16 protein-coding genes are annotated in these 21,206 nt (G+C 40.1%); 13 read left to right on the plus strand and 3 right to left on the minus strand.

The annotated features are described in order from the left end of the window. Together H0W62_12915 and H0W62_12920 are read right to left on the minus strand one after the other, a co-directional pair. The gene (locus tag H0W62_12915) at window positions 1-1,224 is read right to left on the minus strand and encodes a c-type cytochrome (GenBank protein ID MBA3649430.1); all 1,224 of its coding nucleotides are present in this window, start codon (window positions 1,222-1,224) and stop codon (window positions 1-3) included. Window positions 1,225-1,462: 238 nt separating this feature from the next. Continuing rightward, window positions 1,463-2,623, minus strand: a complete 1,161-nt coding sequence (locus H0W62_12920) for a hypothetical protein (protein MBA3649431.1) — start codon at window positions 2,621-2,623, stop codon at window positions 1,463-1,465. A gap of 110 nt (window positions 2,624-2,733) precedes the next feature. Here H0W62_12920 and H0W62_12925 point away from each other — a divergent pair, with 110 nt between their 5' ends. From H0W62_12925 to H0W62_12955, 7 genes are all read left to right on the plus strand, one after another. Further along, window positions 2,734-5,718: a glycosyl hydrolase gene (locus tag H0W62_12925; protein MBA3649432.1), complete on the plus strand. Its 2,985-nt coding sequence runs from the start codon at window positions 2,734-2,736 to the stop codon at window positions 5,716-5,718. Window positions 5,719-5,763: 45 nt separating this feature from the next. Further along, entirely contained in the window at window positions 5,764-6,252 is a 489-nt protein-coding gene (locus H0W62_12930) for an SRPBCC family protein (GenBank protein MBA3649433.1), read from the plus strand. 229 nt (window positions 6,253-6,481) lie between these two features. Continuing rightward, complete coding sequence (locus tag H0W62_12935; GenBank protein ID MBA3649434.1) at window positions 6,482-6,697, plus strand: hypothetical protein; 216 nt, start codon at window positions 6,482-6,484, stop codon at window positions 6,695-6,697. Further along, the gene (locus tag H0W62_12940; protein MBA3649435.1) at window positions 6,698-8,803 is read left to right on the plus strand and encodes a hypothetical protein; all 2,106 of its coding nucleotides are present in this window, start codon (window positions 6,698-6,700) and stop codon (window positions 8,801-8,803) included. It abuts the gene before it with no gap. 50 nt (window positions 8,804-8,853) lie between these two features. Then, window positions 8,854-9,045, plus strand: coding sequence for a hypothetical protein (locus H0W62_12945; protein ID MBA3649436.1), 192 nt, complete (start codon window positions 8,854-8,856; stop codon window positions 9,043-9,045). Window positions 9,046-9,047: 2 nt separating this feature from the next. Continuing rightward, window positions 9,048-10,496: a T9SS type A sorting domain-containing protein gene (locus tag H0W62_12950; protein MBA3649437.1), complete on the plus strand. Its 1,449-nt coding sequence runs from the start codon at window positions 9,048-9,050 to the stop codon at window positions 10,494-10,496. Between the two features lie 98 nt (window positions 10,497-10,594). Further along, window positions 10,595-10,744 carry a hypothetical protein gene (locus H0W62_12955; protein MBA3649438.1) on the plus strand — a complete coding sequence of 50 codons (150 nt, stop codon included), beginning with the start codon at window positions 10,595-10,597 and terminating at the stop codon, window positions 10,742-10,744. Here the strand turns inward: H0W62_12955 and H0W62_12960 are convergent. Beyond that, window positions 10,741-11,124 (minus strand): DoxX family membrane protein, encoded by a 384-nt coding sequence (locus H0W62_12960; GenBank protein ID MBA3649439.1) that lies wholly within the window; start codon window positions 11,122-11,124, stop codon window positions 10,741-10,743. The two genes, H0W62_12955 and H0W62_12960, sit on opposite strands and share 4 nt — an antisense overlap. Window positions 11,125-11,210: 86 nt before the next feature. On the opposite strand from H0W62_12960, the gene H0W62_12965 reads away from it, so the two are divergent. From H0W62_12965 to priA, 6 genes are all read left to right on the plus strand, one after another. Next, on the plus strand, window positions 11,211-13,046 hold the full coding sequence (locus H0W62_12965) for an excinuclease ABC subunit C (protein ID MBA3649440.1): 1,836 nt from the start codon (window positions 11,211-11,213) through the stop codon (window positions 13,044-13,046). Between the two features lie 133 nt (window positions 13,047-13,179). Then, on the plus strand, window positions 13,180-13,494 hold the full coding sequence (locus tag H0W62_12970; protein ID MBA3649441.1) for a DUF4286 family protein: 315 nt from the start codon (window positions 13,180-13,182) through the stop codon (window positions 13,492-13,494). Window positions 13,495-13,528: 34 nt separating this feature from the next. Next, window positions 13,529-14,722, plus strand: a complete 1,194-nt coding sequence (locus tag H0W62_12975; protein ID MBA3649442.1) for a hypothetical protein — start codon at window positions 13,529-13,531, stop codon at window positions 14,720-14,722. Between the two features lie 6 nt (window positions 14,723-14,728). Next, window positions 14,729-16,960, plus strand: coding sequence for a bifunctional alpha,alpha-trehalose-phosphate synthase (UDP-forming)/trehalose-phosphatase (locus H0W62_12980; protein MBA3649443.1), 2,232 nt, complete (start codon window positions 14,729-14,731; stop codon window positions 16,958-16,960). Between the two features lie 48 nt (window positions 16,961-17,008). Continuing rightward, window positions 17,009-18,529, plus strand: a complete 1,521-nt coding sequence (locus tag H0W62_12985) for a glycosyltransferase family 39 protein (GenBank protein MBA3649444.1) — start codon at window positions 17,009-17,011, stop codon at window positions 18,527-18,529. 155 nt (window positions 18,530-18,684) lie between these two features. Next, window positions 18,685-21,195: a primosomal protein N' gene (gene priA / locus H0W62_12990; protein MBA3649445.1), complete on the plus strand. Its 2,511-nt coding sequence runs from the start codon at window positions 18,685-18,687 to the stop codon at window positions 21,193-21,195. Window positions 21,196-21,206: the final 11 nt, after the last annotated feature.

Here is a 21,206-nt window from a genome sequence, read left to right on the forward strand (position 1 = left end):
TCAGTAATGACACTTTTGACATTCCGTTCCACCCATCATCTCCTCAGTAACCTTATCAATTTTGCCATCTTTAAAGTCATGCTGTAATGTTTCATACATGGAATAGTAGTTGTTGCTTGCAAATTGAACTCCGGTCTGGCGGTGGCAGTTAATACACCAGCCCATAGATAAGCTTGAATACTGATTAACCACATCCATAGTTTCTACGGGTCCGTGACAGGTCTGACATTTTACTTTCCCCACAACCACGTGCTGTGAATGGTTAAAATAGACATGGTCAGGCAGGTTATGAATTTTAATCCACGGAATCGCCTTATTGTTGTCGTAGTAGGTGTAAATTTTTTTTATTTCCTGCGTTCCTGCATCACTTTGCCCGGCTTGTACGCCTGCATGGCAATTCATACAAACATTTATGGAAGGTATGGATGCCACTTTACTCTTTTCAGCTCCCACATGACAATACAAACAATTTATCTGATTGATACCGGCGTGCAACTGATGAGAAAAATGTATGGGCTGCTCAGGCGTGTAATTTTTTGAGTGACCAAGGCGCATAGCACTGTCTGCTATAGTAAACCCAAAAAGAAATACACCTGCAATCACATAAAATGCAATGGCAGGCTTGGTGGTAAGTCTTCTGCTTAAAGGTCTTTCTTCCGGAATGGGTTCTCCCAACTTCTCGAAGGCGAGCCGCTTAAGTGTGGTATTTACCCTCATCAATAGAAAAACGAGTATGCATAACACAATTATAACGACATACATCAGGTAAGATGGTGTGGCTGATTGTGTACCAGAAGCTGCCGGACCCTGAGCTGTTGCTGCCGGCTTATTGCTTTCTTCCTTTACATAAGAAAGGATGGATTTAATATCATCATCCGAGAGGTTAAGAAAGGCTGGCATCGCATTCCTCTGATATTCTTCATATATCGCAATGGCATCTTTATCTCCCGCAGCCCTTAGTGCAGGGTTATTATGAATCCATTTGATTAACCAGTCTTCAGGCTCTTTCTCATCAATATCTTTTAGTTGAGGACCAATTAATTTTCCTTCTATTCTATGGCAGGATGTGCAATATTGTTTGAATATTTTTGAACCTTTAGCAGGGCTTACGTCGGCAAAGTTGAATTCAGGAATGAATAAAAAAATTGCTATAAACAAAAAAAAGACTCCTCTGAAAGCTGCACCAGACGTGAGTTTAAGAGGAAAAATCAACACTTGCCGCATAGCCGCTTTTTTTTGCACGGGCAAATTTAGGTCACGAAGCCCGAAGTAGGTAATTTATTGACAAAAAAATGACGAAGTAACGAGAGACCAATTATTGCTGTAGTTTCTGGCTGAATTTTTTTTCAAAGAATAATTTATTTTACCTGCATGTTTTACTTTGAGAATCTGCCATTAATTTGCTTGTATTGCATTTATTCCATTCATGAAAGGTTGCTTTATCAATACAGTGCATTGGGTATTAGTCAAGGATTGGTGCACGTGAAAATGGCTTTGCATGATCGAAGATTTTCCGAAAGGTGCTATATCGTTTTACAACCTTAGTCCCAAGGTTTTCCACAAGCTTGATCATTTTGGGGTTAAAATCTCCGATCCAGTTCATCTCAAGATTCTTATATCTCTTCATGGGTTGTATAACCCTGCCTGCAGCCATAATAACCGCACCATCAATTCCCTTTCCCTGGAATTCGGGTACCACGCCAAACAATACACCAAACATTTTATCTATTACCCCAAGGGATTTATAGTATAGAAATTTTATTTTACCCCATCCATCCATCCTTCCATTCAGGTATTTAATAACCTGGTTTATTTCCGGCAACATGACAAAAAATGCAATTGGCTTGTCTTTAAAATAACCAAACCAGATCAATCGCTCATCCATCACAGGCTTCATCTGCTTTAGTGTCTTTAAGGTTTGATCAATGGTGACTGGCTTATGGTGAGGCATCTTGCTCCAGGCCTGGTTGTATATATCTGTAAGGTCAATAGCATATTTTTCCAGGCTATCTTTTTTGATGTGTTCAAACTTAAATGCGGTACTCTTAAAAATGCGCTCTGCCTTAGCCTTAAAGATATCCGGAACTTCTTTGTTTACTTCATAATTAAAGACCAGCTGGTTAAAATAAATTTGAAAACCATATGATTGAAAAAGCTCAATATAATATGGCGGATTATAATTCATGTGGTAGGTTGGAGGCATAAACCCTTCGATCAGCAGGCCCCACCATTCATTTCGTTCCCCAAAATTAATAGGCCCATCCATTGCTTCCATCCCGCGGATAATGAGCCATTCTTTACAGGCGTCAAATAAACAATCAGCCGCCTTTTGATCATTGATACATTCAAAAAAACCCATGCCGCCGGTTACATACTCTGAAGTCCTTGAAGTATTCTCATTTATGAATGCTGCAACCCTCCCAATCGGTACATCCTTATCGTTTTTTAATACCCACCTTATTGCTTCCCCATGTTTGAATAATTTGTTTTTTCCAGGATCAAATATTGCCTTTATATCATTGTCCAGCGGACGGATCCAATGAGGATCATTTTTATAAACAGAGAGCGGCGTCATAAGGAAGTCCTTTTCTGTCTGTTTGCTATTCACTTCAGTCAAATGCATAACCGGTACACTTTTCAAATTCAAAAGTATTAAATACAAAGGCTGTTTAGTCGAAAACAACAATCTCTGTTTTTTCATTTATTGTATTTTCACCTTTTACCCTTTGAAACATGAGAAAAATTTTCTTTTCACTCCTCTCCGCTTTCCTTGTTGTTGTTTTATGCAGAGATACTTTTGCACAAAAAAATGCTGCAAGTCCGCAGCCACCGTTTACGAAGGCAGCGCAACGGTTAACCGGGTTTGAACAGCGTAAAAATCTGGAAGCAAGCTCACTCCTCTCACAAATACAATTCAGAAATGTGGGCCCTACTATAATGAGCGGGCGCGTGGTGGATGTGGATGTGAATCCAAATGATGCTACCGAGTTTTATGTTGCCTATGCGTCCGGAGGATTGTGGTATACTCATAACAACGGTTTGTCCTTCCAACCCATATTCGATCAGGAAGCTGTAATGACTATAGGCGACATTGCAGTGAAGTGGAGCAACAAGAATTCCTCAGACCAAAATATTATTTGGGTGGGAACAGGTGAAAATAATTCCAGCAGGTCGTCTTATTCCGGCTTTGGCATTTTTAAAAGTGTGGATGGAGGAAAGACCTGGATTAATTCAGGACTTCCGGAAAGTCATCACATTGGAAGGATTGTTCTCGATCCTGATGATGCAGATATAGTTTTTGTGGCAGTTCTTGGTCATTTATACAGCACTAATAAAGAGCGCGGTATTTATAAAACATCTGATGGCGGAAAAACCTGGAAACAAAAGCTGTTTGTGGATGATACTACCGGCTGCATTGATTTAATATTGGATCCGGTAAATAAAAATATTTTGTATGCAGCCGCATGGGACCGGATCCGGCATCCATGGAATTTTCAGGGCAGCGGGATAGGTTCCGGCATTTATAAAAGCACCGATCATGGAGAAACCTGGAGCTTAGTTACAACTGGAACAAATGGTTTTCCGAAGGGAACGGATATTGGAAGAATTGGTCTCGCTGCAGCAAATAACCAGGGTAAAACAGTGCTCTACGCTGTGGTGGACAATCAGTTTGCAAGAGAAAAAAAAGTTGAGGATAGCACTGCACTGACTAAAGGAATGCTGCGCACGATGAGCAGCGATAAATTCCTTTCACTGAAAAAAAAGAGGGTAGAGGATTTTCTGCGCAGTAATAGTTTTCCTGATAAATATACTGCGGATACTATTTTCACATTGATGCAAAGCAGAAAAATTTCCCCGCAAACACTGGTTCAGTTTTTAGAAGATGCCAATGCCCTTCTTTTTGAGACGGAGATTATAGGTGCAGAATTGTACAGAAGCGACGATGGCGGAGCATCATGGCAAAGAACTCACAGCTACCATCTCGATGATCTCTTTTACACTTATGGATATTATTTTTCCCAGTTACGCGTGGAAAAAAATAATCCTAACAACCTATACATCGTAGGATATGTAGTGCTGAAATCAAACGATGGCGGAAAAACATTTCAGAATATCTTAAAGGAAAATGTTCACGTTGACAACCATGCACTATGGGTTGATCCTAACAGACCGGGTCACCTGGTTTTAGGAAACGACGGCGGGGTAAATGTAACTTTTGATGATGGTAAAAACTGGCTCAAATGCAACAATCCCTCTGTAGGTCAATTCTATTCTGTGAATTACGATATGGATCATCCCTATAATGTATTTGGCGGGTTACAGGACAATGGGGTTTGGTATGGTCCAAGCACTACCGAGAATACCATCGACTGGCACCAGACAGGACAGTATCCATATAAAGAAATTCTTGGTGGCGACGGAATGGACATTGCCGTTGACCAGCGGGGCAACAGCGTGGTGTACACGGGTTTTCAGTTTGGGAATTACTTCCGGGTAAATGTGCTGACTCAAAGTACGAAGGACATTACTCCTAAGCATGAACTTAGCGAACGGCCTTACCGGTGGAACTGGGAATCGCCGATTCAAATTTCCACCTATAATGAAGACATCCTTTATTTCGGCTGTAATAAGCTGATGCGGTCTTTCAATCGCGGTGATAATTTTAAACCCATTTCACCCGATCTTACAAAAGGTGGTAAAAAAGGAAATGTCCCTTATGGTACCATTACTACATTGAATGAATCAACTTTGAAATTTGGATTGATTTATACAGGAAGTGATGACGGATTAATTTATGTAACAAAAGACGGAGGCAATAGCTGGACAAAGATTTCAGACAAACTTCCGCAAGATTTATGGGTGAGCCGCATACAGGCATCTCAGTTTTCTGAATCGCGCGTATATGCCTCATTAAACGGGTACCGCTGGGACGACTTTAACAGTTATCTCTATGTATCCGAAAATTACGGCGCTTCATGGACGAGACTTGGTACTGACTTGCCTGCCGAGCCAATCAATGTGGTACGGGAAGATCCGGTAAATGAAAACATATTGTTTGTCGGAACGGACCACGGTGTGTATGTTTCAATCGATCGGGGTAAAAAATTTATGCGTATGAGTGGTGGTTTACCTGCTGTCTCCGTACACGATCTCGTAATTCAACCTCGTGAGCATGACCTGATTTTAGGAACTCACGGCCGCTCGATATATGTTGCTTCGATTCAGGAATTAGAAATGCTGCGTGACAGCATTCTATCCAAACCCTTGTATGCTTTCTCAATCAGCAGCACCCGGTATAGCAATAACTGGGGTAAGAAAGATTTTACATGGGATTCCATTAAAGGACCCGAAGTAAAAATTCCAATTTATTTAAACAGGCCAGGTAATGTGAAGATTACCATCTATGCTGACAGTAATTTGCTTTTATCGCAATTGAATTATGAAGGGAAAAAAGGACTGAATTATATTAAATACGATCTTTCCATCGATTCAACTCGCAGGCAGGATTATGAAGGCCAGCTGAATAAAAATTTAAAAGCAGATGAGGAAAAAATAGCTGTTAAAAAGGCAGATAATGGTAGGTATTATCTTCATCCCGGGGAATACAAATGCGTGATAGAAACTTCCGGTTACAAGGCTGAAAAAAAATTAGTAATTGAAAAGCCGCACTATGGCAGTTCTACCGCTCCATTCCCGGAAAATCCAAGTGATCGATAATAATAAACAATTTTGGTCTTGCACCTGTTTTGAAAATAAACAGCTATGAGCCTGCACTCTTTAAAGCAACAACAAACGCTCAATATATCATTAGATGAGGCGTGGAATTTTTTTTCATCTCCCATTAATTTAAATATCATTACGCCACCGTACATGAAATTTAAAGTGCTCTCCGACTTTAGTTCAGAAGATAAAATTTATCCGGGCATGCTGATCAATTATACCGTAAGCCCACTATTCAACTTACCTCTAAACTGGACTACAGAGATTACTGCGGTTCAAGATCACCATTACTTTATCGATGAACAGCGTTTCGGCCCTTTTGCCTTTTGGCAGCATCAGCACTTTTTTGAAGAGATTAATGGATCAGTTTTGATAAAAGATGCTGTTCATTATCGTATTCCTTTTGGATTTATTGGTGATGTGGTGAATGAAATTACAGTGAAAAAGAAAGTGGAAAGCATCTTCAATTTTAGAAGAAAAAAGCTGGCGGAATTATATCCATCTGCACTAACCAAGGAATTTATTTATTAATTACTTGTAGTATTCCGCCTAATTACTTACAAGCCCTTTAAGATTATAGAATTAATTTCTTGTAAAAAACTGCTTTTATTATAAGGCGGTTTTTTTTATGCTGAACCTGGATTATTGGATATGGTGAGTTGCGATATTCAATTTGGATAAATCAAAAAGCCGCATTAGATTCGTGAGAGTAAGTCCGCTCGCCTGCTTATCAATTTCTTCCTGTTTTAAAACTTAATTGATGAAAAAAATTTACCACTTCTTCCTTATAGAGTTGATTTTCTTCTTATTTTATAATACTACCCTGCTTGCCCAAACTTCTCCGGTTCCTGATTATTTATGCGGCAATGGTTGCAGGCTGCATCCTGTAATTAATGGCACTCGTTATTACGGACAAGGCGATGCATGGGATACCATTAGCTGGAAAAGACTGACCACCAGTAAATTCAATAACTAAATGAAAAAAGGAGTGCTGCAGATAAAAGCGATTCCTTTTGTAACCTATGGCAAGAATAAGGTTACGTATTATTATGACGGATCAAAAGATACATCCAACTTCTATATGGATATCTTCTTCCCGGAAGTTTACAATGATCCAAGTACGTGTACAGGCTCATGCGGCACTGATCCCTTACAGGGTTCCGAATCTTTTTCGGATAGTGATGATGAAATGGATGACAGTGAAGACTCAATAGTGCTCTACACCGATGATCAATCGGATGATGAGGATACCACCAGTCAGAGTGATTCTGAATTGGATGGTTTAAATGGCCAGGCCAATGGTGATGCTTTAACTGATGTCATTGTCTGCAAATATCCTGTGATGCTGTTTCTGCCCGGCGGAGGCTTCTCCTCCGCTTACCGCGATAGTGTAGCCGCTATAGCCGATTCACTGGCAGCAAGAGGATTTATTGTAGCCACTATAAATTATCGTACCGCTCCTCATGTGCAGTGTGACGATACGGCCAATAATTACGTGCTGCTTCGCGCGGTACAGGATGCACGTCTTGCCTTGCGCGCTCTTGTAGCCGTTGAAAAGGGAAAATATAGTCTAAACGCCTTGGGCTATAAACTAAAAATTCCTTTTCTTGATATGGATAATATTTTTATTGGCGGCTCCAGCGCCGGAAGTGTGACAGCTCTTACTACTGCCTATTATGACGAATGCGATATTAATGATGCCTTAAGCCATGATAATTCTTTAAAAAAACGAAGCCTTGAGCAACAAAAAAACAGCCATCATGATATTATATGTGGAAATGCAACCAAGACCATCTATTTCGACCTGGATCAGCAGCCTAACACCTTAGGCGATGATAGTGTGCATTTATACTTTACAGTATCTGCCAGCAACACCGCAGCCCCCATTGACAAGATACAGGCAGTGATGGAAATAAAGGGCGGCGTTCCTGATAATGGGTTTCAAATCGATTCCGTCGATGCTAACAATCCCAACACGCTTCCACCGTATGTAGCCGATGATGGAACGGAAGATGATATTCCTATGATTGGCTTTCAGGGGGTAAATGACGCAACAGTTCCCTTTTTATCTAATGCAGAAACCACGTTTGTGCTCGATGCAGGTGGCACCGGAATGTGCCCTCCGTACCTAAATGATAAACCCTACGATTTCTGCAGAGATAACGTTGTGGATAAGTGCCATGCTAATGGGCACCGCCATGTTTTTGGCAGCGGTTTTCTCTGGGGCTCGAAAAAGATTTATGATGCTTTGAAAGATGCCAGTGTAAAAACACAACTGTATGCTGTACCGGGCACAGGGCATAGCTTTGAAAAGAGCGGAGGCAATAAGTATCCCTTTATTTTCGCGCAATCTGCCATTTTTTGCGGAAACGCCTTATGCAATAAAGGTGCTATTACGAGAGATTTCGACAGCGTGATGAATTATACGGTGAATGCGAGCAGTATTGCATTTGATAATGATTGTTTTGATCCTACTCGCATTAGCATTCACTTCAATCTAACGAATAACAATAAAGCAGCAGTTATAACCACTTTATCTGTAAAACCTCAAATTTTTCAAAATGGTGGGAATCAGAATTTAGTGGACAACCCCTCGGGATTTGTCGAAATCCCTTATACCGCTTCTGATTATTTACCTGTTGGGAATACCGGAGAATTTATTATTAATCAAATTGCTCTTACCCCAAACTCAACTATTTTTGGTACAATCAAGATTGTTTTAAGTATTAAAAGCATTAATGGCTTTGCCGATTCGGCTTTTATTGGCCCCTCTACGCATAAGCTCGATTCAGTAATAAGAAATAAAACCGGCACCGGATGCTTTAATACAAGGTTGGAACAAGCAAGCAATGATTTTTATTGTTATCTATATCCCAACCCATCCGGATCATCTTTTCAAATAGATGCAAGCGAAACTCCGATAGCATTTTTTGTATATGATCTTCAGGGAAGATTGGTAGAGCTTGGGGGTCAATATTTTCCCGGATATGCTATCGGGAAAAATTTACCCCGTGGAGCATATCTTATTAAAATTGCTTTTTCCAGAGGCAACACGCAGGTGCTTAAAGGTTTCAAAGAATAATCTGCCCTTTCCTTCATTCTCTCATTAATCTATTCTTAAAATCTTCAACAATGAACTCTATCTTAATTAAGGAACCTGTCTTAGTAAGTATAACTATGATTTTTCTTGTATTCAGATTATTCTATCAGCCAATGCCCAATCGCCGGAAATTGTCTGGCAACATTCCTATGGCGGAAGCGATTATGATGCGGGAAATGCCATTCAGTCTACAGCTGATGGCGGTTTTATTATTTGTGGTTTAACGGTGTCAATAGATGGAGATGTAACTCTAAATAAAGGGTTCTCTGATGTATGGGTTTTAAAATTGGATGCCGCCGGTAACCTGCAGTGGCAAAAAACATACGGAGGCAGCCGTGATGAAAGTGCCGCGAGCGTTGAGCAAACTTTAGATGGGGGTTATATAGTGGCCGCGGGAACGAACTCCTTTGATGGAGATGTAACCGGCTTTCATGGAGATTCATCGAACTATGCCAATGATGCGTGGATCTTGAAATTAAATGCAGATGGTAATTTAGAATGGCAAAAATGCGTGGGGGGCAGTCAAAATGATGGTACAACTTCTATAAGACAAAGCGATAATGGTGACTATATATTTACGGGTTCAACGTATTCGAGCGATGGAGATGTTACAATGAATCATGGCCTATCCGATGGATGGGTAGTTTGCTTAGACCAATCGGGAAGCCTCATATGGCAGAAAACATTGGGCGGTAGCAATACGGAAACTTTTTACTCATTACAGCTTACATTGGATGGTGGAATTGCAGTAGCAGGATATACAGCTTCAAAAGACGGTGACATAACGAAGCATCATAGCTTTTTCAATGGTCCGCTGGATTACTGGCTCGTAAAGCTCGACGCCAACGGCAATAAGCTATGGGACCGTTGTTACGGCGGCGCTAATAATGATTTTTGTTATTCCGTAAAGCAAACTACTGATAATGGTTTTGTCTTATGCGGCCACAGCTATTCGTTCAGCGGAGATATCAGCGCCACTAAAAAGCGCGGCGGTGCAGATTATTGGGTGGTAAAGACAGACAGCATGGGTAATATACAATGGCAAAAATCTCTCGGAGGTACCATTGATGACTTAGCTAAGGATGTGGTTCAAACAAAAGATGAGGGATATGTAGTAATCGGTGATGCAACTTCTAATAATAAGGATGTTCCAGGCAATAAGGGGTCTTATGATTATTGGTTATTAAAATTAAGTAAAAGAGGCAAATTAGAAGGCAGCGTAAATTTGGGCGGCAGCGGAGCCGATGTTCCGTTTTCTATGGTACAGACTGAAAACGGAGATTTTGTGATAGCCGGTCTAAGCAGCAGCAATGACGGTGATGTAAGCGGTAATCACGGAGGAAATGATGTTTGGGTGGTGAGGGTTACTGAAGGCGCAACGGATAAGGAAAGCACGGAAGAAATTGCTGATGCTGCAAAAGCTTCTGAAAATTTATTCACGCCACTTAATACGGCTTCTTTATATCCCAATCCAACAGCCTCGACATTTTATATTCAGGCAAATGAATCTCCACAAGCCGTTTTTGTATATGACTTACACGGCAAATTAATAGAAGCCGATAACGATTTTTCGCGTGAAAATGCAATCGGTGAAGATTTGCCCTCAGGTTTTTATTTAATTAAAGCATTCTTTGCGGATGGCCACATTCAAATAATGAAAGCTCTTAAAGAATAGATCTTCCTTTTCCTTTCTATAGATTCTCATTTTAAAAAATTCTCTAAATCTACAGCCATGAAATTATACTCAATAACCACAATCACCGAGGAGTTATAATGAAGGATGCAATTTATTACCGCGTTCCCTTTGGCTTTATCGGAGATGTGGTGAATGAAGTTACAGTGAAAAAGAAAGTAGAAGGCATTTTTAATTTTAAAGAGAAAAGCTTACAGAATTATTTCAATCCGTACCAACTGCCAGGTTAATTACTGCGAGGTAATGGCTCTTTTTTTGCAAACCATGCAGCCCAGGCAATCAAAATAACCTGTAATGGCAAACGGATCAGTAAAAGTGTTTGTGAATATTGCGGAAATTCCCCTGAGGTGTACATATAGACATTGGCAGGGAGTACGGCAATAAGCAGCAATATCAATCCTATTGCAGCGTATCGGCGAAATCTCTTTATCAATAAACCTGCACCCAATAAAATCTCAAATATCCCGCTTATATATACGCCCGCTAATGGAAACGGAACGTAAGGCGGAATAATTTTCAGGAAATTAGAAACATGAATAAAATGGTTGATACCTATTCCAATAAACAACACCGACAATAAATACAAGCTCAGATTCTTAAAAATTTTCATGATAGATCTTTTGTACTTACGAAAAATAGGTACATATGGAGGTTGGCAAAACTCTCAAGTCAAAATGTTTTTCAGAACTTTGAACCATGAATTCCGAGGAGTTTAAATCGCTTTATGTAAGCCTGCCTGATTATCCCGGGGTTTACCGCTTTATCGATGCGGATGGTAAGCTCCTATATGTTGGCAAGGCAAAAAATCTCAAGAAGCGCATTGCCTCCTACTTCATTAAGAACCACTCAAATTTCCGCACCCAGGTAATGGTACGTCATGCAAAGCGTATTGAATATACAATTGTAGAAACGGAGCAGGATGCCTTTCATCTCGAAAACAGCTTTATAAAAAATTTTCAGCCCCGATATAATATCAATATGAAGGATGATAAGTCGTATCCCTTCATCTGCATAAAGAATGAAAGTTTTCCGAGGATTTTTCTTACGCGGCGGCTGGAACGGGATGGCTCAGAATACTTTGGTCCCTATACTTCGGTGGTAAAAGTTCGCGGCATCCTGGATTTTATTAAGAAGATGTACCCGTTACGAACCTGCAATCTCAATCTGATTCAGAAGAATATTGAAGCAGGAAAATTTAAGGTGTGCCTGGAATTTCACATTGGCAATTGCAAAGGGCCCTGCGAAGCAAGGGAGTCAAAAGAAGATTACGATAACCGGATTGCGCATATCCGGCAAATCTTAAAAGGGAATCTTTCCGAAGTGATCCAAAATTTAAAGATGCAAATGCAGCAATACGCAGAGGCTTATCGTTTTGAAGAAGCAAATTTATTGAAGCAGAAATTAGATGCGATGGAAGCTTACCAGAGCCGCTCATTGGTAGTGCATCCGAAGATCACCAATGTAGATGTATTTTCATTTAAAGAGGATGAAAAGAATGCCTATGTGAATTGCATGCGTATTGTCAATGGATCGGTAATTCAAACACAGACAGTTGAGCTTGTAAAAAAGATCGAGGAAGAGAGTGAAGATATTTTACTGTACGCAGTTCATGAGTTGCGTCAGCAGCTTCAAAGCAATTCAAAAGAGATACTGGTTCCGTTTTTTATTCAATCGCCCGAAACCGACGTTACCGTAACTGTTCCCGTAATAGGTGATAAAAAAAAGCTGATTGATCTTTCAGAAAGAAACCTGCAGTATTACCTGCTGGTGAAAGAGCGTGAACGATCTGACTTTAAGAAAGAAACTCCCGCGCAACGAATTCTTTCCCAGTTAAAAAAAGATTTCCGGCTGACAGAAATACCTGTTCACATCGAATGTTTTGATAATTCGAATTTCCAGGGTTCTTTTCCGGTAGCATCCCTCGTAGTTTTTAAGAATGCGCATCCCGCTAAAAAAGAATACCGTCATTTCAATATCAAAACAGTGGAAGGGCCCAATGACTTTGCTTCCATGGAAGAGATTGTTTTCCGAAGGTATAAGCGCCTCCTGGATGAGCAGCAGCCTTTACCCCAACTGATAATGATCGATGGAGGAAAGGGCCAACTCAGTGCTGCCATGAACAGCCTTGAAAAATTGAACCTGGTGGGGCGAGTTGCCGTTGCAGGCATTGCCAAGCGACTGGAGGAAATTTATTTCCCCGGCGACTCTATTCCTCTTTACATCGATAAAAAATCACCGGCACTTCGGCTCATACAGCAGGTACGGAACGAGGCACACCGGTTTGCAATTACGTTTCACAGAAATAAAAGAGACAAGAAAACTTTGCGTTCAGAGCTGTATGACATTAAAGGCGTTTCAGGGAAAACAGCAGAGAAATTATTGCGTCATTTTCATTCCGTAGAAAAGATTAAGGGTACGCCTGAAGAAGAATTAATAAAAGTTATAGGTAAATCAAAGGCGAGACTGATTATAGAATTTTTTAAACCATCTGTTTCCGTCACAAATGAAATAGTGCAGCCGTCTCAGGAATAAGTCTTCCCACCTGATTATTACTATCTGCCGAATCGTGAAATTCATCTCTCTTTGGGATTCTAATCCTGACACCGGTACGGTATTTTTCGCAATAACTATTTTATAGTTTTAACGCGGAAAATTAACCTGCATCATGCTTTTGTATAATGTTACTGTAAAAATTGATAAGGATATTGAAGAAGAGTGGCTGCAGTGGATAAAAGAAAAACACATTCCTGATATGATGCGAACAGGTCAATTTACAGAGGCGCGTCTATGCCATCTGCTTGATCAGCCGGAAGATGAAGAAAGTACTTATGTAATTCAATATCATTGTGAAAACAATGAAAAATTTAACCGTTACGTCAATGCTTTTTCTTCTACAATACGAGATGAGCATGCTAAACGCTATAAAGAAAAATTTGTCGCCTTCAGAACACTCATGGAAATCATTGAAATCATTAAATAGCAAGACTATATACTCCGGATTTTAATCCCTCACAATGGTTAGAGAAGCAAATGATTCCATTAAAGCAAAAGATTACCAGAAGGTGCTTCATTATATTGATAAGTACTGGACTAAAATAACTTGCTATCATCCGGAAGATAAATTCAAGCAGTTGGGTCTGCCCAATAAATTTATTTCACCTAATCACGGAATCTTTAAAAATGATCAGTTTTACTGGGATAGTTATTTTATCATCCTTGGTTTGGTTAAGTGCGGTAGGGCGGATCTTGCCAAGGACATGGTGGATAATTTTGTACATCTTCAGAAGCGGTTTCAAATTATTCCTATGCGTAACCGCTTTTATAATTTAGGAACTTCGCAGCCACCCTTTTTAACTTCCATGGCAAGAGAAGTATTCCAGGAAACCAATGATCTGGCATGGATGAAACGAGTGATGAAAAGCGCTGAGATTGAATTGCAGGATTACTGGATGAATAAAAAACTGACAGAAATTCATATTGTATTTGAAGGTCTTTCCCGCTATTGCGATCATTACATCACTCATTTAGCCGCCGAACATGAATCCGGCTGGGACATGACTTCGAGATTCAAAAACCATTGTCTGGATTATATTCCCATCGATCTTAATTGCTGCTTGTATAAATATGAAACGGACCTTGCAGAATTTTATAAAAATACCGGAAACCGGAAAAAGTACAATCAGTACCTCATCAATTCAGAAGCACGGCGTGAAAAGATGAATAAGTACATGTGGAATTTTAATAAAGGCTTTTTCTTCGATTACAATTACAAGTTCAAGCGTCAAAGTGCTTTTTATTCTGTTGCAGGATTTTATCCGTTATGGGCCAAGCTGGCAACCCATACGCAGGCAAAAAAGGTTTTGGATCACCTCGTTCGTTTTGAGTACAAAGGCGGCCTTGCCAATACCCAAAATAAAAATTTACTGAATGGATACCGCCAGCATGATTATCCCAACGGATGGCCCCATCAGCAGTGGATTGTGGTGAAAGGGCTTTATAATTATGGATTTAAGAACGACGCCCAACGAATAGCAAAGAAATTTCTGGATTTAAATAAAAGCATGTTTGAAAAAACCGGGGAACTCTGGGAAAAATACAATGTTGTAAAAGGTGCTGCAGCTACTTCCGAGAGGTATATTACACAGACCGGCTTTGGCTGGACCAATGCCCTCTTTATCCGGCTATTGGATAAGTTCACTAAAAAATAGCCAAACATGCGGATTATCATTGTCTCTAATCGCGCACCGGTGAGCATTGTAAAAGAACCGGATGGATATCATTACCAGGAGAGCTCAGGTGGCCTGGCATCAGGCCTCCGCGCTTTTATGGAGAAAATGAAGAAGGATAAATCGAGCCATACTGAGATTACCTGGCTTGGATGGCCGGGAGCAACAGTGGATGATCCCGAAACAGTAAAAAAAGAAATTTACCGGCAATTCGGAACCCATTCCATTTTTTTTCTGGAAGAGCTGATGGATAAATTTTACCTCGGCTTCTGTAATAAAACCATCTGGCCGCTCTTTCACTATTTTCCCGTTTTCACGGAATATAATAAAGAGCAATGGGAAGTGTACCGCACAGTAAATGAAATGTTCTGTAAGGAATTAATGCAAATCTATCGCCCCGGTGATTTAATATGGATACACGACTATCACCTGATGCTGCTGCCTGGCTTAATCCGGAAAGAAATTCCAAATGCTGCAATTGGATTTTTTCTGCACATTCCCTTTCCCTCCTATGAAATATTCCGGTTGCTTCCCAGTAACTGGAGAAAAGAGCTGCTGCAGGGAATTTACGGCGCCGACCTCATTGGATTTCACACACACGATTACCGTACGCATTTTTTAAACAGCACGCTGAGGATACTCGGCATTGATGATCATATGGGTGAAATTATGTTTGAAAACCGCGCGGTAAAAGTGGACTCCTTTCCGATGGGCATTGACTATGAAAAGTATAGCGATGCCGTAGAAACACATTCAGTTCAGGAAGAAATAAAAAGGCTTAAGAAAATTTTCGGATCGCTCAAACTTATTCTATCTATCGACAGGCAGGATTATTCCAAAGGAATTCTAAATCGGCTGCAGGGTTATGAGCTGTTTTTAGATCAGCATCAGGAATGGAGGGAAAAAGTAGTGCTGATGATGGTAATTATACCGAGCAGGATTGGAGTAGAACACTATCAGCTAACAAAAAGTCAAATTGATGAATTGGTCGGACGAATTAACGGGAAGTACGGGAACATGCAATGGACACCTATCCTGTACCAGTATCGCTCTCTCTCTTTTGATGAATTGATCGCTGCATACGCCGAGAGTGATGTTGCATTGGTGACTCCGCTTAGGGACGGTATGAACCTGGTTGCCAAAGAATATTTGGCCTGCCGGAATACAAAAGCCGGAGTTTTAATCCTGAGTGAAATGGCAGGGTCTGCAGAAGAGTTACCTGAATCGATAATTATCAATCCTAACAATACAGAGGAGATTGGTGAAGCCATTGCGAAAGCACTGGAGATGAAAAAAAATGAACAGCATCAAAGGATTGGTGCAATGCAAAAAAGACTTCTTCATTACAATTTGTTCGATTGGGTGAATGATTTTGTCAGCACGCTTCGCAAAGTGAAAAAAAAACAGGCAAGGCTGAAAGCAAAAGTTTTAAATACAGCGGATAGAAAAAAGTTAGTCCGTCAATTTGAAAAAGCAGAGTCATGCCTTATATTTCTCGATTATGATGGAACGCTTGTTCCTTTTTCTGATCATCCGAAAAAAGCAAAACCTGAGAAAGAATTAATGTTGCTTCTTGAAAAACTCTCCCACATCGGCAACCTCGAGGTAGTGATAATTAGCGGAAGGGATAAAGAAACAATGACCAAATGGCTCGGTCACTTTCCATTTCATCTGGTAGCAGAACATGGAGCCATTTTCCGTGAAACAGGATCAGACTGGCAATGGCTAAAACCTGTCAGGAATAATTGGAAAAGAAAGATTATCCCGATAATGAATCGGTTTACTGATAAGCTTCCCGGATCTTTGATAGAAGAAAAGGACCATGCTGTAGTCTTCCATTACCGAAAATCAGATCCGCAGCTTGCAAACCTTCGCCTTAAAGAATTGATGGGACATCTGTTAAATTTTACCTCAAACCTGGATCTCCAGGTTCAGCATGGCGAAAAAGTTTTGGAAGTACGGAATGCCGGTATTGACAAAGGGCTGGCCGCCATGCACTGGCTGTCTGCAAGCAAGGCCGATTCTATTTTAGCAATCGGTGATGATATTACAGATGAAGATCTTTTCCGGGTAATGCCACCGACAGCTTTTACTATTAAGGTGGGCATCGCCCCTTCTTATGCTAAATATAATCTTGCAAATCAGCCGGAAGTTCTTCATTTATTAAATGAATTACTACGGAAAGCTTTTCCTGTTAAAAAACTACAAAATCACCAGTGAATCTGCTGATCTTGCAGATTCACTTATGGTTCAATTTTCCTTATCGTTTTGTATTCTAAAAAGTTAATCCCCGCCATATTCTTTTCTGCTGCATTACTTATTGGTATCATATCATACAAAACATATGGAATACCCTATGATGAGCCCGTTCAGCGGGATCTGGGTCTGGCAACATGGGCTTATATACAGGGTGAAAATGATTCGCTGTTACACCTCATAAATAAATTCCACGATGCTGCTTACGAAGTTTTTTTAACAGTTCCTGAAAAAATATTTCACCTGCAAACAGGGGCTGCTATTTACCATTCGCGGCACTTCATAAATTACCTTATTTTCTGGATTGGCTCTATCTTTTTTTTCCTGCTGGCAAAAAAAATATTTATCAATCACTGGCTTAGCTTATTGCCTGTGGGCATGCTCTATTTAACGCCAAGGATCTTCGCACATGCTTTTTATAATTCAAAAGATATTCCGCTGATGGTCTTTTTTATTATCAGCATCTATTGTATGGTAATATTTTTGGATCATCCCTCTTTTAAAAATGTTTTTCTGTTTGCGCTTGCTTCCGGATTTTTATTGGGTCTAAGAGTAGTTGGAATCATTGTGCCTGCATTTGCTGTAATTTTTTTTTTATGGAATTTAATCTTTAGGAATAATGAATTGCGGAATTTAAAATACCTGCTTTGGTATTTTTTGTTATTCGTAATTTTTTCCTATGCCTTTTATCCGGTGCTATGGAAAGAACCGATTACAAATGCAATGGATGCTTTTACAATAATGAGCCATTATCCTTTTGACACCCGCATGCTTTTTATGGGTAAGATGATTTCTCCTCTGGAAGTGCCATGGTATTATATTCCGGTGTGGATGGGAATTACTATTCCATTGTTTTGGCAGGTGGTTTTTATAGCAGGAATTAGTTTAATAGTTTTTAATGGTATTAAGTCGGTCGCATTTCTAAACCATCATTGGAAAATTATTCTTTTAGTTGCCTGGCTTTTCATCCCCTGGCTGATGGTGGTTTTATTGCATTCCACCATTTATGATGAGTGGCGTCATCTCTTTTTCATTTACCCGGCGTTTTTACTTATCGCTGTTTTCGGCATTCGCGAAATATGGATGTTTCCATCTGGTAAACATCCTTTGATCTTTCTAAGTATTAAAGTTTCTTTCTTTTTTCTCTTGATTTGGCAAATCATGGATGTGGCTTCTTTCATGATTAGAAATCATCCGCATGAATATGTATACTTCAACGCACTTGCAGGAAATAATGTTGGAACAAATTACGAGCTTGATTACTGGGGACTTTCTTACCGTGAAGCATTAGAGTATTTAGTACAGCACGATAAAAGCCGCGAAATAAAAGCATGCTGGCAAAATGCTCCCGGATATTATAACTTAAGCTGGCTGTCACCCGCAGAGCGAAGCCGTATTCATGAATTGCCATATGATTCCTGCAAATATTTCCTTACCAATTACCGGCTTCATCCTGATCAATATGCTCACCCTGGCTGGTACACCGTAAAAGTGAATAACCTTAATATTCTTACTGTAGAAAAATTACATTAAGTAACATTAACATTGCTGATCACAGTTTTCGTTTTTTTTTGAAAGATTTAAAGAATACAAATAAATTAATCTAAATGGTAAACAAATCAGAATTGCAGCATATCAATTGGTGATTGATAACTTGAAGGTTTTTAAATGATCTGAATTCTAATTAAATGCAGCTAGAAGAATTTGAAACTGATATTACAGTATTTGCAGAAGTGATACTTCCCTTATCACTTCAAAAAAACTATACATATGGCATTCCAAAAGAATTTGAAGACACAGCTGCTATTGGAAAAAGAGTGGAGATTCAATTCGGGAAAAAAAAGATATACGCGGGAATTATAAAAACCATTCATAATGAAGCTCCTAAAGAATACAAGATTAAACCCATCCTTTCTGTGCTGGACGAATATTCTATCGTATCTAAAACGCAGCTTACCTTTTGGAAATGGATGGCAGATTATTATGTGTGCGCCGAGGGTGATGTAATGAATGCTGCGCTGCCATCAGGTTTCAGGCTAGAAAGTGAAACCAGTATTATTTTGCATTCCTCCATTTCAGAGCAGAATCCAAGGGAAAATGCTGACTTCAGCCACCTTTCAGACAAAGAATATTTAGTGGCTGAAGCGATGTTAGTGGAGCATGAACTCAGCATAGATGAGGTAAGCAAAATCCTACTTCAGAAAACGGTTTATCCTGTTATTCAATCATTGCTTAAAAAAAATATAATCACGATTAAAGAAAAACTCATTGAAAGATATCACCCTAAAATGGAAACGTGGATCAGTCTAAATCCCGATGCAGCAAATGATGAAAAATTAAAATCATTATTCGATGAGCTGGAGAAAAAGGCACCGGGGCAATTGGCGGTATTGATGGCATACATTCATCTCTGTAACCTGCAAAATGATAAGGGCTACCGTGAAATTCTTAAATCTGATCTTATCGAAAAATCGAAAGCAGGAAATGCAGCTTTGAACGTACTGGTAAAGAAAAAAATATTGTTTCAGCATAAAAGAGAAATAGGAAGAGTAATCGACCCAAATACAGAAAGTGAAGCCTTTCAGCTCTCTTCGCAACAAGCCGCAACACTGCAGCAGATCAGGAAAGAATTTGAAAGTAAAAATGTGGTACTTCTTCACGGAGTAACTGCAAGTGGAAAAACAAATCTCTATGTGCAGCTCATGGAAGAGGTAATGGCCAGGGATCAGCAAGTCCTGTACCTCCTTCCTGAAATAGCGCTTACCTCACAAATCATTGACCGGCTTCGAAAATATTTTGGCAGCAAAATCGGTATCTACCACTCCAGGTTCAATACTGCCCAGCGTGTAGAGATCTGGAACAAGCTTCTGAATGGTGAATACCAGGTCATCATTGGCGCGCGGTCCTCTTTGTTTCTTCCCTTTGAAAATTTAGGGCTATTAATAGTGGATGAAGAGCATGATTCTTCCTACAAGCAATATGATCCTGCACCACGCTATCATGGAAGAGATGCGGCGATTTATCTTGCCTCATTGTTTAATGCGAAAACTATTTTAGGAAGCGCCACTCCTTCTCTCGAAAGCTATTACAATGCGGACAAAAAAAAATATGGCTTTGCAGAATTGACGGAGCGCTACTCCGGTATAGAGATGCCTGAAATTGCCATGGCGGATTTGAAAGAGGAGAAGAAAAGGAAAACAATGCATTTGCATTTTAGCAGTAAGCTATTAGATGGAATGAAAGCTGCATTGGATAGAAAAGAACAGGTCATCTTATTTCAAAACAGGAGGGGATATGCTCCTTACCTTCAATGCGAAAATTGCGGCTGGGTTGCCATGTGCCCCAATTGTGATGTGCACCTGACGTATCATAAATTTCAGCATGAGCTGCGATGTCACTACTGCAGCCATAGAAAAAATTCATTCCGTCAATGTCCTGCATGCGGCAGCAGCCACCTCACCGTTTCAGGTTTCGGAACAGAAAAGATTGAAGAGGAGTTGCAGCTATTTCTGCCCGGTACCATCATCAGCCGTTTCGATCTGGATGCTATCAAGGCAAAGCACGGTTATCAAAAAATTATCAGTGATTTTGAGAGAGGTAAAATCCAGGTTTTGGTGGGGACGCAAATGGTGACCAAGGGGCTTGACTTTGAGAATGTTTCTCTTGTCGGGGTAATGAATGCAGACCAGTTGCTTAACTATGCTGACTTCAGAAGTGCTGAACGCGGTTTTCAGCTGATGTCGCAGGTGAGTGGGCGCGCAGGAAGAAAAAAGAAACGCGGAAATGTAACTATACAAACCATGCAGCCGGATTTACCACTGCTTCAGCTCATAGTGAATCATGATTACAGAGGTTTTTATAATGCTGAAATCATCCACCGGAAAAAGTTTTTTTATCCGCCGTATTCCAGGCTGATTCAATTACTTTTTAAACATAAAGAAAAGAAGAAAGCCTGGGAAGCTGCGACCATTATCGGTGATGCATTACAGAAAGAACTGGGAAAAAAAGTATTGGGTCCGGCGGTGCCATCAGTGTCCCGCATTAAAAATTTATACCTCTTTCAGTTGCTGGTCAAGCTGGATCGTTCGGGTGCATTGATACTTCATATTAAATCTCTGATCCGGGAAAACTTGCTAAAGCTTGGAGAAAATACTTTGTATAGAAGTGTGGATGTGGCGGTGGATGTAGATCCGAATTAAGCTTGAACTTA

The organism is Chitinophagales bacterium (genome assembly GCA_013816805.1).
Classification (GTDB): domain Bacteria; phylum Bacteroidota; class Bacteroidia; order Chitinophagales; family UBA10324; genus MGR-bin340.

Coding starts and splice junctions, on each gene's coding strand:
- H0W62_12925 (MBA3649432.1), top strand. CDS start 2,734: ATGAGAAAAATTTTCTTTTCACTCCTCTCCGCTTTCCTTGTTGTTGTT.
- H0W62_12960 (MBA3649439.1), bottom strand. CDS start 11,124: ATGAAAATTTTTAAGAATCTGAGCTTGTATTTATTGTCGGTGTTGTTT.
- H0W62_12980 (MBA3649443.1), top strand. CDS start 14,729: ATGCGGATTATCATTGTCTCTAATCGCGCACCGGTGAGCATTGTAAAA.
- H0W62_12965 (MBA3649440.1), top strand. CDS start 11,211: ATGAATTCCGAGGAGTTTAAATCGCTTTATGTAAGCCTGCCTGATTAT.
- H0W62_12975 (MBA3649442.1), top strand. CDS start 13,529: ATGGTTAGAGAAGCAAATGATTCCATTAAAGCAAAAGATTACCAGAAG.
- H0W62_12935 (MBA3649434.1), top strand. CDS start 6,482: ATGAAAAAAATTTACCACTTCTTCCTTATAGAGTTGATTTTCTTCTTA.
- H0W62_12945 (MBA3649436.1), top strand. CDS start 8,854: ATGAACTCTATCTTAATTAAGGAACCTGTCTTAGTAAGTATAACTATG.
- H0W62_12915 (MBA3649430.1), bottom strand. CDS start 1,224: ATGCGGCAAGTGTTGATTTTTCCTCTTAAACTCACGTCTGGTGCAGCT.
- H0W62_12955 (MBA3649438.1), top strand. CDS start 10,595: ATGAAGGATGCAATTTATTACCGCGTTCCCTTTGGCTTTATCGGAGAT.
- H0W62_12940 (MBA3649435.1), top strand. CDS start 6,698: ATGAAAAAAGGAGTGCTGCAGATAAAAGCGATTCCTTTTGTAACCTAT.
- H0W62_12930 (MBA3649433.1), top strand. CDS start 5,764: ATGAGCCTGCACTCTTTAAAGCAACAACAAACGCTCAATATATCATTA.
- priA (MBA3649445.1), top strand. CDS start 18,685: ATGCAGCTAGAAGAATTTGAAACTGATATTACAGTATTTGCAGAAGTG.
- H0W62_12920 (MBA3649431.1), bottom strand. CDS start 2,623: ATGCATTTGACTGAAGTGAATAGCAAACAGACAGAAAAGGACTTCCTT.
- H0W62_12970 (MBA3649441.1), top strand. CDS start 13,180: ATGCTTTTGTATAATGTTACTGTAAAAATTGATAAGGATATTGAAGAA.